Below are 15094 nucleotides of genomic sequence, written 5' to 3'. Positions count from 1 at the left end.
CCCGCGCCCGCGAGCGCGCCGCCGAGGCCCGGGCGGCGGTCGGCGCCCTGGTGCCCGCCGACGCCTCCGCCGACGTGCTGCGCAAGGCCGAACAGGACCTGCGCGGCGACATCGCCCGGCTGGCCGGGCTGCGCGACGAGGCGGCCCGCGAACGCGAGCTCGCCGCCCGGGCGACGGCCCTGGCCGCGGACATCGACCGCCTCCGGGCCGAGGAGGCCGCCTCCTCGGCCCGGGTACGGGATCTTCCCGAGCAGGTCGCGCGGCACCGCGCCGACCTGGAGGCCGCCCGCCTCCGGGCCGCCGGGCTGCCCGCGGCCCGGGCCGCCGTGGACGCCGCCCGGAAGCGGCTGGAGGCGGCCGAGCGCCGCGAGGTCGTCCTCGCCGACCTCGCCCGCGCCCGGGAGGAGGACCGCGTCGCGACCGACCGCGCCCAGCGGCTGCGCGACCGGTTGCAGGACATCCGGCAGGCCCGGCTGGAGGGCATGGCGGCCGAGCTGGCCGCCGGCCTGACCCCCGGGGAGCCGTGCGCGGTCTGCGGCTCCCGCGAGCACCCCGCCCCCGCCGCCGCCCGCACCGACGTCCCCGCCCCGGAGCAGGAGCGTCGGGCCCAGGAGGACTACGAGCGGGCCCTGGAGGAACGCCGGCGGACCGAGAGGCGGGTGACCGAGCTGCGGGTCGAGCTGGACGCGCTGCTGGAGGAGACCGAGGAGCCGGTGGAGGCCTTGGCCGCCGCGCACGCCGACGCCGCCGCGGAGCTGGCGGAGCTCACCGCCGAGGCGGCCCGGCTGGAGGAGCTCGGGCACCGGCTGACGCGCGCCCAGGAGGAACTCGAGCAGGCCCGGGAGCGGCGCGAGGCGGTGTCGGCCGAGCTCGCCGACGCACGGGCCCGCCACCGGGAGATCACGGCGGAGCTGACTCGGCTGCGGACGGACCTGGATGAGGCCCGCGGCGAGGACCCCACCCTGGAGGCCCGCATCGACCGGCTCGCCCGGGACGCCGACCGGCTCGCCGCCGCCGTCGAGGCCGTCCGCGACGCCGCCGTCGCCGACGAGGCGCTGGCCGAGGCCCGCGCCGCGGCCGAGCGGGCCGCCGTCGACGCCGGGTTCGACGACCTGGACCAGGCCTCGAGGGCGGCGCTGGACGATCGGGCGCGCACCGGGCTGACCGAGCGGATCCGCCGCTTCGACGCCGAGGAGGCCCGGGCCCGGGGGGAGGCGGAGGATCCCGCCCTGGTGGAGGCCGCCGCCGGGCCCGCCCCCGACCTGCCCGCCCTTCAGGCGGCGTTCGAGGCGGCGCAACGGGAGCACGAGGCGGCCCACAGCGCGCTGGAGCGCGCCCGCGCCCGGAGCAGGCGGCTCGCCGCGCTGCACGCCGAGCTGACCGCCGCCGTCCGGCGGTGGCGGCCCGCCGCCCGGCGGCACGCCGTGGCCGCCCGGGTCTCCCGGCTGGTCACCGGCCAGCACCCCGACAACCGGGAGCGGATGCGGCTGTCGGCCTACGCGCTGGCCGCCCGCCTCGAACAGGTCGTCGCCGCCGCCAACGAACGGCTGGCCCGCATGTCCGCCGGCCGGTACGCGCTGGAGCACACCACCGACAAGGCCGCCGCCGACGGCCGCCGGGGCGGCACCGGCGGCCTGGGCCTGCGCGTCGTCGACGCCTGGACCGGGCAGTCCCGCGACCCGGCCACCCTCTCGGGCGGCGAGTCGTTCATCACCTCGCTGGCGCTCGCGCTGGGCCTGGCCGACGTGGTCGCCGCGCAGAGCGCCGCCGGGACCGAGATCGGCACCCTGTTCATCGACGAGGGCTTCGGCACGTTGGACGCCGACACCCTCGAGGAGGTGATGGAGGTGCTGGACGGGCTGCGGGACGGCGGCCGGGCGGTCGGCATCGTCAGCCACGTCGCCGAGCTGCGCGGCCGGATCCCGGCTCGGCTCCAGGTGCGCAGGGGGCGCGGCGGCTCCACCGTCGCCGTCGCCGCCCCCTTCAGCGCAGCGGGGCGCACGGCGCGGTGAGCCGGTGGCCCTTGGCCGTGGGGCCGACGAAGAAGTCCTTGATGATCCGGATGCCGGTGAGCTCCTTGGGGTCCGGGACGCTCATCAGCGAGCCGCGGAAGGCGGCGCCGTCGGGGTCCCCGGACAGGTCGCCCGCCTCGGCCGGCAGCATCCCCTCATAGTCGATCCGCTTCACCTGCCGCATCGCCTTGAGCAGGCCCTCACGGGTCAGCTCGCCGTCGGCGGCGGCCCGCTGGATCACCGCCTTGAGCGGGTAGGACCACACCCATCCGGAGGTGTAGTTGTCGTTCGGCTCCGACCCGGTCAGGCCCAGCCCTTCGCGCATCGCGGTGTGACCGGGGGTGTCGGCGGCGTACGGCTTCCACGGGGAGGCCTTCCAGAACGACCGCCTGATCGCCGCGACCGCCTGCGGGTCCTTCAGCTCCAGCAGGTCCTTGCTCCAGGTGGGGGTGCTGCCGATGAACCGCCCCCGGTACCCCTTCTTGACCGCCTGGGGCACGATGCCGCCGACCTCGGCGGGACCGACCGCCAGCAGCACCGCCTGGGGCCGCCTGGCCAGGATCGCCGCCACCGCCGCGGCCTGCCTGCCCGCCCCCGGCGAGGTGGCGATCGTCGAGAACGCCAGCCCGCGGCGCTGTGCGGCGATCCTGGCCCCGGCGACGGCGTCCCTGCCGTAGTCGTTGTCGAAGTGGATCACCATGAGGCTGCCGGCCCCCCAGGCGTCCACCGCGTAGTCGACCGCGTTCATCGACTCGAAGCAGTAGTTGACGCCGGACTCCAGGATCACGTCCTCGAACTCCCACGCCGAGCTCCACGAGGCCGGGACCGCGATCATCTTGTCGGCGCGCAGCTCGGGCAGGATCCGGGCGGTGTGCGAGGAGCCGAGGGTCTGCGCCAGCGCCAGCACCTTGCCGCGGATCTGGCGGTACAGCCGCTGGTGGGTGTCGACGTCGTACTTGTTGTCCATCACGTAGCGGGTGACGTCGATCTCATAGCCGGCGATCCCGCCCTGCTGGTTGACCCGCCGCCAGAACGCCTGCTGCGCCTTGGTCGCCGGCACGCCCAGCGTGTGGAACGGTCCCGAGGACAGGTCGGAGATCACGCCCAGATAGATGCAGCCCTTGGAGTCGTCGACGGCGTTCGGACAGGGCTCGTCGGTGACGCCGGGGGCGCCCGCCGTGGCCGCCTTCTCGGCGGGGCCTCCGCAGGCCGACAGCGCCAGCATGAGGGCGACGACGGCGGCACCGAGACGGCCTGGGCGGAGGAAGGGGCGTGGCATGGCGGTCTCCAACTTCACGGGGGCGATCGGGACCGGTGTGACCGGTGAAGGAATCTGCTGCCGAAGTGATCCTATTCACAACATGTGCGCCTGTGTCGCCCGATGACGACCCGGTCGGCGGCGGGTGCGCGCCGCCCCCGTCGGGGGCGGCGACAACCGGCCCCTCCCGGCCGCCGATCCGGGATCGTGTCGCCCCACGGAGGAGGTCTCGGGGGAGGTCTGCGAGGGCTCGGCGTCCTCTGGGGCGTTCCGCGCGGCGGTTGTGGTGCGCGCGTCCCGCTGAGCGGGGCGCCTCAGGCGTTCCCCGGCTTTCGCGTCCCGCCGGCGCCGGCGGTCCCGAGAGCGGCCCGGTCGCAGGGCGGTGCGGCCGCTGCGCACCGAGGCGACCCCGGACCCTCGACACCGCCGGCCGCGCCGGCGGGCGTCGGGCGAGCCCGTGGACGGACCGCATGCCGCCGTCCGATGAGGACCGCGGCCGATGGCGGGGGAGGAGGTTCTCAGACCGGCGGCGACGCGGTCACAGGCCCGGTTCGCCGTGCTCCTCCGGCTCCGGGCAGCGGCCACCGGCCGGCGCGGCTCGACGCGCCCGCCCGGCGCGTCCTCGGCCCGGCCCCCGGCCGAGCCGTCACCACCGGCTCACAGGTACAGGCCGGTGCCGTGTTCGGGCCGCTCACTGGCGATCGCGTGCAGGTCCCGCTCCCTGAGGACCAGATACTCCTGGCCCTGGATCTCCACCTCCAGCTGGTCCTCGGGGTGGAACAGGACCCGGTCGCCGACCTTGACGGTCCGCACGTGATGCCCGACACCGCACACCTCGCCCCAGGCCAGGCGGTTGGACTGCCGCACCGTGGCCGGAATGACGATGCCCCCGCTGCTGCGGCGTTCACCGGACTCCTGCTCGACCTTGATCATGACCCGGTCGTGCAGCATCTGGACTTCGAACTTCGGCTCGGACACATTCAGAGCTTAGTCGAGCCCGGGCCATGTCTCGCGAAAGGAGTTTCCTCCGCCGCCGACGACCCCGGGTCAGTCGAACCGGCGGCCCGCCCGGGAGGCGATCCGGTCCAGCAGCCCGCCCGGCACCATCCGGCCCAGCGCCACGATGGCCTTGTACTGCGCGCCCGGCACGCTGACCAGCGCCCCGCGGCGCAGATCGCGCAGCGCGGTGTCGATCACCAGGTCCTGGTCCAGCCACATGAAGCCGGGGATGCCGGAGACGTTCATCCCGGCCCGCTCGTGGAACTCGGTGCGCACGAACCCCGGGCACAGCGCCATCACGTGCACGCCCCGGCCGCCGTGGTCGCGCATCACCGCCCGGCTGAACGACACCGCCCACGCCTTGGAGGCGCCGTAGGTGCCGCGGGAGAAGAACGCCGCCACCGACGCCACGTTGATCACACCGCCCCGGCCGCGTTCCAGCATCCCCGGCAGCGCGGCCGAGGTCAGACGCAGCACCGCCTCGCAGTGCACCCGCAGCATCTTCACCTCGTCGGCCACCGGCGCGTTCAGGTAGATGCCGCGCTGGCCGAACCCGGCGTTGTTGATCAGCAGGTCGACCCGTCCGGCGGCGTGCTTCTCGGCGGCGGCGATGCCCTCGTCGGTGGACAGGTCGGCGGACAGCGTCTCGCAGGACGCCCCGTAGCGGTCGTGCAGGTCGGCCGCGGTGCGCTCCAGGCGGTCGGTGTCCCGGGCGACCAGGATCAGGTCGAAGCCGTCGGAGGCCAGACGGCGGGCGAAGCCGGCGCCGATGCCCGAGGTGGCGCCGGTGACGAGAGCGGTCGGCATGCCTACAAACCTAGCGGCGCGCCCGGAAATGTCGCGGGTCGGGGCGGCGTGTCGCGTTCCGGTAGGTGAACGTGAAGCCCGGCCAGTTGTTGACCACCCGTCCCTCGGCGTCCTGATACCAGCTGGTGCAGCCGCGTTCCCACACGGTCCCGCGCATCCGCCGGCGCATCCGGCGGCGGAACTCCTCGGTCACCTCCGGACGGACGTCGATCCAGCTCAGCCCGGCCCGCCGCATCGCCCGCACGCAGCCCACCACGTATCTGATCTGCGACTCCAGCATGTAGATGATCGAGTTGTGGCCCAGGTTGGTGTAAGGGCCGTACAACAGGAACAGGTTGGGGAAGCCGCTGATCATGATGCCCAGGTGGGCGTGGGCTCCGTCGCGCCACGCCTCGTTCAGCTCCAGCCCGTCCAGGCCGACGATCTTCATGGGGGCCAGGAAGTCGCCGGCCCGGAACCCGGTGCCGTAGACGATCGCGTCGACCTCCCGCGTCGTGCCGTCGCAGGTGACGATCCCCGCCGGGGTGATCCGTTCGATGGGGTCGGTCACCAGCTCCACATGCGGCTCGGTGAGCGCCGGATAGTAGTCGTCGGAGAGCAGGATCCGCTTGCACCCCATCGGGTAGTCCGGCGTCAGCGCGCGCCGCAGCCGCGGGTCGGGGACCTGGCGCTCCAGGTGCCTGCGCCACCGCCGCATCACCAGGGCGAACAGCTCCGGGTATTTGACGAACGCCAGCGCCCGCGCCTCCAGCAGGGTGTAGGTGACCGCCCGCTGGAGCGTCGACCAGCCGGGAACGTTGCGCATCAACGCCCGGTCCACCGCGGTGTAGGGGCGATCGGGCTTGCCGATGACGTAGGGCGCCGACCGCTGGAACACGTGCAGCCGCCGTGCCCGCCGCGCCAGCTCGGGGACGAACTGGATCGCGCTCGCGCCCGTGCCGATCACCGCGATCCGCCGGCCGTCCAGCGGCGCGGAGTGGTCCCAGCGCGCCGAGTGGAAGGAGATCCCGCGGAACGACTCCCGGCCCGGGATGTCCGGCCAGGCGGGGCGGTTGAGCTGCCCGCACGCCGAGATCAGCACCCGGGCGGTCAGCGGGCCGCCGGTCGTGGAGATCCGCCACCGGCCGACGGCCTCGTCGAACCGGGCCTCGGTGACCTCGGCGCCGAACCGGATGTGCCGCCGCACCCCGTGCTTGCGGGCGCAGCGCCGCAGGTAGTCCAGGATCTCCGGCTGCGGCGGGAACCTGCGGCTCCAGTCGTGCTTGGGCTCGAAGGAGAACGAGTACAGGACGGAGGGGATGTCGCAGGCGGCGCCCGGGTAGGTGTTGTCCCGCCAGGTGCCGCCCAGCTCGTCGGCCTTCTCCAGGATCACCAGGTCGTGCACGCCGGCCTGTTTGAGGCGGACGGCCGCCCCGATCCCGCCGAATCCGCTGCCGATGATCGCGACCTCGTAGTCGGATCCCATCCGGCCCTCCCCGGTCGTCCGGGCGGGGGAGACCCACCGCGCACCCTGCCGTGTCAAGCGACAAGTAGGACATTCTCCAGGGCGGCTGTCAACGGGGCGTTCCGGGAGGGGCGGCGCGTCCTCAGCCCGGCGGATCCTGCTCGTGCGGTCCGAGCTCCCGCATCGCGGTCTCCGCCGCGGCCAGTTCCCGTTCCGCCAGCGCGATCATGTCGCGCAGCCCGTACGCGCCGAAGCGGTCGCGGATCCGCAGCACCGCGTCCACGATCGCCTTGTCCGTTTGATGCTCCATGGTCGCAGCCTAGCGACCTGCGGAGATATCGCGACGAACCGGGTTCGGCGGATGAAGGGCTCAGCGGTCGACGAAAGAGCGCGGGACCAGCACCTTGAGCGCGTTGGGCAGCAGCCCGACGGTGACGGGGGTGAGGGCCCCGATCTCCCCGTCCACGTCGATCCTCAGCGGCGGGTCGGTGATCACCCGCACCTCGCTGCTGGTGTTGAGGAACATGTCGTCGGCCAGTCTCCGCCGCGGACCGGACAGCAGATGCGCCAGCATGTCGGCGGTCAGCCGCAGCCGTGAGCGGTCGCCGAGCCGGTAGACGTTCAGCAGCCGGTCGTCGGGGCTGGCGTCCCCGGCGAACCGGCGGCCGCTGTGGTGGCTGCCGTTGGCGATGTTGAGCTGGTGGGTGACCGTCTCGTAGGTCTTGCCGTCCACCTCCACGATCGCGCGGAACGGCTGGTGGTACAGCATCCGGTACGCCCCGGTCAGCCCGTAGGCGGCGCGGCCGACCACTCGTTTGAGGCCGTGCGGCACCCGCTCGGCGATGTCCACCGACAGGCCCACGCTGACCATGTTGGCGAACACCCGGCCCGCCACGTGGCCCACGTCCACGTCGGCGACCTTGCCGTCGCGCAGCACCTGCACCGCCCCGCGCAGCGTGACCGGCAGCTCCAGGCTGCGGGCGAAGTTGTTGGTGGTCCCCAGCGGCAGCACGCCCAGCACCGCGTCCCGCCGGGCCAGATGGCTGACGGCCTCGGCGATCGTGCCGTCGCCGCCGCCCACCACGACCAGGTCGGGGTCGCGGGTCAGCACGTCGCGCAGCACGTCCGGCAGTCGTGCCGGGTCCCCCACCGGGTGCACCTCGTCGAACGACTGGCCCGCCTCCGCCAGCAGCCTGCGGGACGCGGCGAACAGCCGACGGCCGCGACGCGAGCGGGTGTTGACCACCAGCGCGGCCCGGCGTCGCGGGCCACGGATCGCGGCCTGGAGGTCCTCTTTGCTGCGCATTCCCGATCCGTTCCCGTCGTCGAGGGTGCCCGGGCGGGCGGACGCCGCCTCGGAGGTGGCGGTGGCGCGACTCCGGCCGCGATCAGGCAGATGCATTTTATAAGTGGCGAAGCGGTCGTTGTCGGACTCGCGCCGCCGGGGACACCTCAAGGGAAGGCGCGCGAAGGCGGGGCGAGATGCGGCGGGATCGAGGCGGCGTGGCGGCCGTGGCGCTGGGGACGGCCCTCGCCGGGGCGGCGGCGGCCCTGGTGTGGGCCCGTGCCGCCGTCGGGTCGATCGCCCCGGCGCCCGCCGGACCGGCCGGCGGACCGCGGTCCCCGGTCCGTTCCGACGACGGTGCCGTGGTGGTGGGGGAGCGGTTCCGCGACGGCCGCACCCTGGACCTGGCGATCCGCTCCCCGGTGCTGAACGAGGTCGGCCGGGCGCGGCTGCTGCTGCCGCGCGGCTGGTCTCCGACGGCGGCCCGGACCTGGCCGACGCTGTGGCTGCTGCACGGCGGCCCGCCGTCCGCCGGCGGCCCGTCCGGCCATGCGGCCTGGACCGCGCACACCGCCGTGGAGCGTCTCACCGCGGACCTGGACGTCCTGGTGGTGATGCCGGACGGCGGACGGTGCGGCGATCACGCCGATTGGTGGAACTACGGCCGCGGCGGACCTCCCCGGTGGGAGACGTTCCATCTGATCGAGCTGCGGCAGATCCTCCAGCGGGGGTACCGCGCCCGGCCGGAGGGGGCGGTCGCCGGGGTGTCGACCGGCGGGCGGGCGGCGCTGGCCTATGCGGCACGGCATCCGAGGATGTTCCGTGCCGCCGCGTCGTTCAGCGGGCCGCTGCACCTGCTGCGCACCGACCCCGGACGTCTGGACGGGACGGATGTGGTGCGGCTGACCGCCGAGATCGGACGGCCCGGGACCGATTGGCGGCGGATCTGGGGCGATCCGGTCGAGCAGCGGCCGATATGGCGGCGGAACAACCCCTACGACCTGGCCGGGCGGCTGGCGGGCATGTCGCTCTACCTCAGCGCGGGGGACGGCTCCCCGGTCGAGATCGCGGCGCGGGCGGGCACCGCCGAGCTCGCCGGCAAGCTGCGGAAGCTGGGCATCCCCGCCACCGTGCACCTGCACTCCGACGCGGGCTGCTGGCCGGTGTGGGAACGCGAGCTGCGCGCCGCGCTGCCCCTGCTGATCGGGGGTCTGGGCGGGACGTGAGCCGGGCCTGGGCGGGGCCGGCGGGCGCCGCGGACCGGGCCTGAGGCGCCCGAAGGTCAGTGCCCGCAGGCCGCGTCGTCCGGATGGGCGTGCGGGGGATGCTCGCCCCGGGGGACGTGCCGGGGACCGTGCGCGTCCGGGCAGTGCTCGTCGGCGCCCCACGGAGTCCCGTCCTCGCCGACGTGGTCGACCTCCAGCGTGGTGTGGGTGATGCCGTAGGAGTCCGCCAGCATCCGCTGCAGGTCCCGTCGCACGGCGTGACAGTCGCCGCCGGCCTCCACCAGCACGTGCGCCGACAGCGCCGGATATCCCGACGTCACCTCCCACACGTGCAGGTCGTGGACCTCCTTGACGCAGGTGCGCCCGGCCATCCGGGAACCGACCTCGGCGGGGTCGATGCCGGCGGGCGCGGCCTCCATCAGCACCCGGCCCGCGTCGCGCAGCAGCCGGTACCCGGCCCTGATCATCAGCCCGGCCACCAGCAGCGAGGCGAGCACGTCCGCCCGGGCGAACCCGGTCGTCCACACCACCAGCCCGGACACCGCCGTGGCGATGAACGCGTACAGGTCGTTGAGGATGTGCTGGAACGCCCCCTCGACGTTGAGGCTGTTGCGGTCCGCCTTGCCGAGCAGCCAGGTCGCGGCGAGGTTGACGGCGATGCCGCTGAGCGAGGTCCACAGCACCAGCGCCCCGTCCACCGCGGGCGGGTCCAGCAGCCGGTGCACGCTCTCATAGCAGAAGTAACCCGCCAGCAGGATCAGCGTCAGCCCGTTCAGCTGCGCCGACAGGATCTCCGCCCGCCGCAGCCCGTAGGTGAACCCGCCGCGCGGCGGGTGCGCCGCGATCCGCATGGCGACCAGGGCGAACACGATGGCGAACGCGTCGGTGAGCATGTGGGCGGCGTCCGACAGCAGCGCCAGCGACCGGGCGATCAGGCCGACGGCCACCTCGACCGCCATGTACGTCGCGATCAGCGCCAGCGCCCCCGCCAGATACCGCCGGTCCGCGGACACCGACAGGTGGTGGTGCCCGTGGCCGTGCCCATGCCCTGCGCTCATCGGTCTCTTCCCCTCGTTCTCACCGGGTTCCGCCCGCCCGTGCCGGTTCCGTCACGCCTTCGCGGCGTCGGCGCGCCGGGACGCGTCTCACGCCGAGGCCTGGGCCTGCGCGGGGTGGCCCACATGGGCCAGCGCCAGATCGAGCAGCATGCGGACGTGCGAGTCGTCGAGGCGGTAGTAGGCCATCCGGCCGCCGCGGCGGGAGCGCACGACACGGTGGGCGCGCAGCAGGCGCAGGGTGTGGGAGACGGCCGACTCGCTGCTGCCGCAGGCGGCCGCGATGTCGCACACGCACATCTCTCCGCCCTCCAGCAGCGCGGTGATGACCTTCAGCCGGCCCGGATCCGCCAGCAGGCCGAACATCTGGGCCAGGTCGCCGATGACGTCCTCGTCCGGCAGCGCCGCGGCGACCATGTCCACCTTCTCCCGGTCGACCATCCGGACGGCGCAGTCCCCGGGCGCGTGCGGGCGGGACGCCGGGGCGGCCTTCCGCTGCTCGTCTGAAGAGATGCTCATATGTTCACACTGTAGTCCCGGTGTCGGCCCCGCGGAAGGGCGCGGGGCCGACACCGGAGGACGGGCGCCCCCGGACGGTCAGGAGACGTTCCGGCCGGGCCGGACCGGGCTCGCCGAGGGAGACCGGGAGGCGTCGCCGGGCCTGGGACGGCTCGTCGGCGACCGGCGCGGGCCGTCGCCCGGCCCGGGGCCGGCCGGTCCGCCGGAGGCCTCGCCCGTTCCGTCGCTCGGCCGGGCCGGGGCGGGGCGCTGGGGCGTGCCGGGCGAGGACCCCTCCTCCGGCGGCGCGGTCGAGACGGACCCGGTCGGGCGTGGGGCGGGCGCGGAGCCCCTGCTCGGTCCTCCCGCGGGGGCGGGGCTCTCGCCGGGCGGCAGCGGGGCGGGCGGCCCGTCCTGCTCGCCCGTGGTGCCCGCCGGGCGGGTGAAGGACATGGTCGCGGCCGGATCCACCAGCGTGATCGTCGTCAGCCGGCCCTTGTCGCGGTCGCGCGGCCTGATCACCGTCACCGTCCGGTCGTCGAAGCGGTCCCAGGAGGCCCCTTCGTACCGGGCCTTCCGCGGGTCGACTCCGGGGGGCGGAGCGGTCAGCGGATTGCCGCAATTGCACTTGACGGCCGGCCTGCCGTATTCGTCCACAAATACCCCGACTCCGGCCTGGAGAACGGCCGGGAAAGCGGTCGGTTCGCCGTTCTTGTAGCCGTGATTGGTGACCAGCGTGTCCACCCGAAGGATCACCGGGGTGAGTTTTTGGAAAAAGTGGGGCAACTGGGAGAAGTCGAGGCCGTGGGCCGCCGCCCACGCCTTTCCCTTGTCCGGATTCCGGCGCAGGAAGCGCAACAGCGCGTCCGGATCGCACGCCGCCTTGCGGCGGGTCCCCCCGTACAGTCCCGGGGCGTCCCCCTCGGTCTCCCCGCCGGCCTGCGGCCGGGGCACCACGTCCGGCCGATCGGTGCCCGGGACCAGTGTGTACGCATCGTCGCCGGGCGAGCCGACGGCCAGCCGGGTGATCACCCGGCCGGGGTCGTCGGCGCAGCCGCCCAGCCCGCCGACGGCCATCGCCAGCGCCGTCGAAACGAGCGCCGCCCGCCGCTCGACCGCCCGCCGAGAGGCATTTCTCCGACCGCTTCCGAATAGTCCGTAATTGATTCTCGCCATTGGCATCCTCCAACCTCGGTTGCGCCCTTCCTATAGTCTTTGATGTCTGGGCGCAGTGATTTGTGCCGTAGAACGGATGCCGGCTTTCCGGTCGGTTTTTCAATCGGTGGAGGACCGCTGGTGATCCCCCTTCCCCTCGAACCCGGGGACCCGCCTGTGCTGGGCGGCTATGAAATCGTGGGCCGGCTCGGCGAGGGCGGGCAGGGCGTGGTCTATCTGGGCCGCCGGGGCTCCGGCCCGCAGGTGGCGATCAAGCTGCTGCACGCCCGGCTGCTGGCCGACGAGCACGCCCGGGCGCGGTTCGTTCGGGAACTGGCGGTGCTGCGGCGGGTGGCCGGGTTCTGCACGGCGCAGATGCTGGGCGCCGACGTGGCCGGCGACCAGCCCTACATCGTCAGCGAGTACGTGCCCGGTCCGTCCCTGCAGGAACTGGTCACCGAGCAGGGGCCGCGCACCGGACCGGACCTGGACCGGCTGGCCATCGGCACGATCACCGCGCTGGCCGCCATCCATCGCGCGGGCGTGGTGCACCGCGACTTCAAGCCGCACAACGTGCTCATGGGCCCGGACGGCCCCCGCGTGATCGACTTCGGGGTGGCCCGCGCGCTGGACACCTCGGCCACGGTGACCAGTCAGGTCATCGGCACCCCCGCCTACATGGCCCCCGAGCAGTTCGCCGGCGCCGAGCAGGGCCCGGCGCTCGACCTGTTCGCCTGGGGAGCCACGATGGTCTTCGCCGCCACCGGCCGCGAGGCGTTCGCCGGCGGCCCGATGCCCGTCGTGATGTACCGCGTTCTGCACGAGGACCCCGACCTGACCGGCCTGCCCGAGCGCCTCCACCGGCTGGTCTCCGCCTGCCTGAACAAAGACCCCGGCTCCCGCCCCACCGCCGAGCAGGTCCTGCTCACCCTGCTGGGCACCGCCCCGCCCCCGCCGTCCCCGGTCAGCACCCGTCCAGACCCCGCTCCGGAACGAGGATCGCGTCCCATGCCCGCCGTCTCCCGCACCCCCGCCGGAACACCGGAGGATTCGCTCGCCGCCGCCCATGGCGCGCCGCCCGCCGCCCGGGCCGCCGCGGGAGGCCCCGCCGAGTCCCCCGGGCCCGCGGAGGCCCATCGCGAGCCGACGATGCCGCGCGAACCGGACACCGGCTCCTGGAAGCGGGTCTCCGTCGACCGCCGGTCGGGCGCCGACCGGCCCGCCGCCCCCTCCTCCGGTCCGGAGGAGGAGGCCGCGACGCCCGTCCTCGGCGGACCGGCCGGTCCGCCGAGGACCGGAGGGACCGAGGACTCCGGCGCCGCCCCCCGCGCGCGGTGGCGGGAGACCGCGCCCGCCGAGAGTCCGCCCGCGCCACGGTGGGGCCTTCCGGGGCCGGTCGCCGACCGTCCGTCCGTTCCCGAGCGGCCCCCCGCGCCGCACGACGACGATCGCTCCGCCTCCCGGCCCTCCGCATCGCCCCTGGAGGAGTTCTTCGCGGCCGATGAGGAGGATCCGGCGGACGGGCCTCCGCCCGCCGCCCGTTCCGGGGCCGCCCCGGCGGGCGGCGGACGTCCCGCCGGCAGGACCCGGCCCCCGGCCGGGCACCGGCGATCCCGGTCCGCCCGGCCGGGCGGACACCGCAGGCGGACGCGACTGCGGCGCACCCCCGTGCTGGCCGCCGGGCTGCTGCTGGCCGTGCTGCTGTCCGCCCTGGACATCGCGGCCCTCGGCCTGTTGGTGACCAGCCCGTCGCTCAGCGGAGGCCGGATGGAGTTCGTCGCCGCCGCCGGGGTCTTCACCCTGCTCTCCGTGATCACGATCGCGGCCGCCGTCGTCGCCTGGCACGGCGGACGCACCGCCGTCCTCGCCGTGATCGTCGTCCGGGTCTTCCGCGAGGCGCTCTGGGCCGTCTGGGCCGCCGTCCAGCTCCAGGCCGAGCTGACCCGCGGCGACCAGGTTCAGGCCTACGCCTTTCACATCGCCTGCACCGTCGCGGTGGCCGCCCTTCTGCTCCGCGCGCTCCGCCGTCCCGCCGCTCCTTGACCCGGCCGCTCCGCCTCGGCCGGGGCCGCCGGTCGGCACGGCCCGAGGATGCGCGGACCCGGCCGTCCCGCGAGGCCGATGCGCGATGAGGCGCCGCCCGCGGACGGTCCGTGGGCGGGCGGGCCGGCGACCGAGGCGGTCACGATGACGGGTCACGATGACAGGTGGCGTTCGGACCATTCGGTGAGGTCGCGGCGCTCCAGGGCGGCGGCCATCAGGTCGGGGAAGGCGTCGGGCGTGCAGGCGAAGGCGGGGACGCCCAACCCGGCCAGCGCCGCGGCGTTGGCGTGGTCGTAGGCGGGGGCGCCCTCGTCGGACAGGGCGAGGAGGACGATCACCTGAACACCGGCGGCGGTCATGGCCGCGACGCGCTTGAGCATCTCGTCGCGATCGCCGCCCTCGTGCAGGTCGCTGATCACGATGACGACGGTGTCGGCGGGGCGGGTGATGAGGCCCTGGCAGTAGGCGAGGGCGCGGTTGATGTCGGTGCCGCCGCCGAGCTGGGCGCCGAACAGCACCTCGACGGGATCGGAGAGCCGGTCGGTGAGATCGACGACGGCGGTGTCGAAGACGACCAGGGAGGTGCGCAGCGTGGGCATCGAGGCCAGCACCGACCCCATGACCCCGGCGTGGACCACCGAGGCCGCCATCGAGCCGCTCTGGTCGACGCACAGCACCACCTCGCGTTCGACGGTCTGCCGTCTGCGGCCGAAGCCGACCAGGCGCTGGGGGATCACGGTGCCGTACCGGGGAACGTGATGGCGCAGGTTGGCGCGGATGGTGCGGTGCCAGTCGACGTCGGCGGGGCGGCGCGGGCGGTGCGTGCGCGCCGCCCGGTCCAGCGCGCCCGTCACCGCGGAGCGCAGGCGGTGGGCCAGCCGGTCCTCCAGTTCCGCGACCACCGTGCGGACGACGGCGCGGGCGGACCGCCGGACGGTGTCGGGCATGACGCGGTTGAGCGACAGCAGGGCCCCGACCAGGTGGACGTCGGGTTCGACGGCGTCCAGCAGCTCCGGCTCCAGCAGCAGGCGGGTCAGGTCGAGACGCTCCAGGGCGTCCTTCTGCATCACCCGGACCACCGAGGACGGGAAATAGGCGCGGATGTCGCCGAGCCACCGCGCCAGCCGCGGCGCCGACTCGCCCAGCCCGGCGCCGCGCCTGCCGTCGGATCGGCGCGGCTCGTACACGGCCTGCAGGGCGGCGTCCATCGCGGCGTCGTCCCCGCTCAGGCCCACCCCGGTGCCGTCGGCGTCCCCGCCGCCGAGCACCATCCGCCAGCGCTTGAGCCGTTCCTCGTCGGCCTGCATCACCC

The 15094-nt window shown here is 74.6% G+C and carries 13 protein-coding genes; 3 read left to right on the top strand and 10 right to left on the bottom strand.

Translation table 11 applies throughout. The features are described from left to right. The coding region (locus EIO00_RS10100; protein WP_277752866.1) for an SbcC/MukB-like Walker B domain-containing protein at window positions 1–2012 on the top strand (2012 nt) is incomplete at its 5' end. Here the strand turns inward: EIO00_RS10100 and EIO00_RS10095 are convergent. The 6 genes from EIO00_RS10095 to EIO00_RS10075 all read right to left on the bottom strand — a co-directional run bounded on the left by EIO00_RS10095 (window position 1984) and on the right by EIO00_RS10075 (window position 7826). Continuing rightward, window positions 1984–3291, bottom strand: coding sequence for an ABC transporter substrate-binding protein (locus tag EIO00_RS10095; protein ID WP_140177487.1), 1308 nt, complete (start codon window positions 3289–3291; stop codon window positions 1984–1986). The two genes, EIO00_RS10100 and EIO00_RS10095, sit on opposite strands and share 29 nt — an antisense overlap. A gap of 636 nt (window positions 3292–3927) precedes the next feature. Further along, window positions 3928–4248 (bottom strand): GroES family chaperonin, encoded by a 321-nt coding sequence (locus EIO00_RS10090; RefSeq protein ID WP_140177485.1) that lies wholly within the window; start codon window positions 4246–4248, stop codon window positions 3928–3930. Between the two features lie 69 nt (window positions 4249–4317). Further along, a complete protein-coding gene (locus EIO00_RS10085) occupies window positions 4318–5076 on the bottom strand; it encodes an SDR family NAD(P)-dependent oxidoreductase (RefSeq protein ID WP_140177483.1) in 759 nt (252 codons plus the stop codon). A gap of 10 nt (window positions 5077–5086) precedes the next feature. Then, window positions 5087–6541 (bottom strand): flavin-containing monooxygenase, encoded by a 1455-nt coding sequence (locus EIO00_RS10080; RefSeq protein WP_140177481.1) that lies wholly within the window; start codon window positions 6539–6541, stop codon window positions 5087–5089. A gap of 121 nt (window positions 6542–6662) precedes the next feature. Then, a complete protein-coding gene (locus tag EIO00_RS24150) occupies window positions 6663–6830 on the bottom strand; it encodes a hypothetical protein (protein ID WP_161602685.1) in 168 nt (55 codons plus the stop codon). A gap of 60 nt (window positions 6831–6890) precedes the next feature. Continuing rightward, the gene (locus EIO00_RS10075; RefSeq protein WP_140177479.1) at window positions 6891–7826 is read right to left on the bottom strand and encodes a diacylglycerol/lipid kinase family protein; all 936 of its coding nucleotides are present in this window, start codon (window positions 7824–7826) and stop codon (window positions 6891–6893) included. 176 nt (window positions 7827–8002) lie between these two features. Here EIO00_RS10075 and EIO00_RS10070 point away from each other — a divergent pair, with 176 nt between their 5' ends. Next, the gene (locus EIO00_RS10070) at window positions 8003–9031 is read left to right on the top strand and encodes an alpha/beta hydrolase (protein ID WP_140177477.1); all 1029 of its coding nucleotides are present in this window, start codon (window positions 8003–8005) and stop codon (window positions 9029–9031) included. 56 nt (window positions 9032–9087) lie between these two features. Here the strand turns inward: EIO00_RS10070 and EIO00_RS10065 are convergent, their stop codons facing one another. From EIO00_RS10065 to EIO00_RS10055, 3 genes are all read right to left on the bottom strand, one after another. Next, on the bottom strand, window positions 9088–10089 hold the full coding sequence (locus EIO00_RS10065; RefSeq protein WP_140177475.1) for a cation diffusion facilitator family transporter: 1002 nt from the start codon (window positions 10087–10089) through the stop codon (window positions 9088–9090). Window positions 10090–10176: 87 nt separating this feature from the next. Further along, window positions 10177–10605: an ArsR/SmtB family transcription factor gene (locus tag EIO00_RS10060; RefSeq protein WP_140177473.1), complete on the bottom strand. Its 429-nt coding sequence runs from the start codon at window positions 10603–10605 to the stop codon at window positions 10177–10179. Between the two features lie 78 nt (window positions 10606–10683). Then, entirely contained in the window at window positions 10684–11661 is a 978-nt protein-coding gene (locus EIO00_RS10055) for a DUF6777 domain-containing protein (protein WP_140177471.1), read from the bottom strand. A 219-nt stretch (window positions 11662–11880) separates the two neighbouring features. Here EIO00_RS10055 and EIO00_RS24785 point away from each other — a divergent pair, with 219 nt between their 5' ends. Further along, window positions 11881–13782 (top strand): serine/threonine-protein kinase, encoded by a 1902-nt coding sequence (locus EIO00_RS24785; RefSeq protein ID WP_241661250.1) that lies wholly within the window; start codon window positions 11881–11883, stop codon window positions 13780–13782. Between the two features lie 152 nt (window positions 13783–13934). Here EIO00_RS24785 and EIO00_RS10045 read toward each other — a convergent pair whose 3' ends face one another. Further along, window positions 13935–15089, bottom strand: coding sequence for a VWA domain-containing protein (locus EIO00_RS10045; protein WP_140177469.1), 1155 nt, complete (start codon window positions 15087–15089; stop codon window positions 13935–13937). Window positions 15090–15094: the final 5 nt, after the last annotated feature.

Origin of the sequence: Thermomonospora catenispora, from assembly GCF_006363815.1 — a bacterium.
In the GTDB taxonomy this organism is placed as follows: domain Bacteria; phylum Actinomycetota; class Actinomycetes; order Streptosporangiales; family Streptosporangiaceae; genus Thermomonospora; species Thermomonospora catenispora.
This window is presented reverse-complemented; position numbering and strand designations above follow the sequence as displayed.

Excerpts from the sequence above, each read along its gene's own strand:
- EIO00_RS10080 (WP_140177481.1), bottom strand. The coding sequence starts at position 6,541 with ATGGGATCCGACTACGAGGTCGCGATCATCGGCAGCGGATTCGGCGGG.
- EIO00_RS10095 (WP_140177487.1), bottom strand. The coding sequence starts at position 3,291 with ATGCCACGCCCCTTCCTCCGCCCAGGCCGTCTCGGTGCCGCCGTCGTC.
- EIO00_RS10070 (WP_140177477.1), top strand. The coding sequence starts at position 8,003 with ATGCGGCGGGATCGAGGCGGCGTGGCGGCCGTGGCGCTGGGGACGGCC.
- EIO00_RS10045 (WP_140177469.1), bottom strand. The coding sequence starts at position 15,089 with ATGCAGGCCGACGAGGAACGGCTCAAGCGCTGGCGGATGGTGCTCGGC.
- EIO00_RS10065 (WP_140177475.1), bottom strand. The coding sequence starts at position 10,089 with ATGAGCGCAGGGCATGGGCACGGCCACGGGCACCACCACCTGTCGGTG.
- EIO00_RS24150 (WP_161602685.1), bottom strand. The coding sequence starts at position 6,830 with ATGGAGCATCAAACGGACAAGGCGATCGTGGACGCGGTGCTGCGGATC.
- EIO00_RS10075 (WP_140177479.1), bottom strand. The coding sequence starts at position 7,826 with ATGCGCAGCAAAGAGGACCTCCAGGCCGCGATCCGTGGCCCGCGACGC.
- EIO00_RS10060 (WP_140177473.1), bottom strand. The coding sequence starts at position 10,605 with ATGAGCATCTCTTCAGACGAGCAGCGGAAGGCCGCCCCGGCGTCCCGC.
- EIO00_RS10055 (WP_140177471.1), bottom strand. The coding sequence starts at position 11,661 with ATGGCCGTCGGCGGGCTGGGCGGCTGCGCCGACGACCCCGGCCGGGTG.
- EIO00_RS10085 (WP_140177483.1), bottom strand. The coding sequence starts at position 5,076 with ATGCCGACCGCTCTCGTCACCGGCGCCACCTCGGGCATCGGCGCCGGC.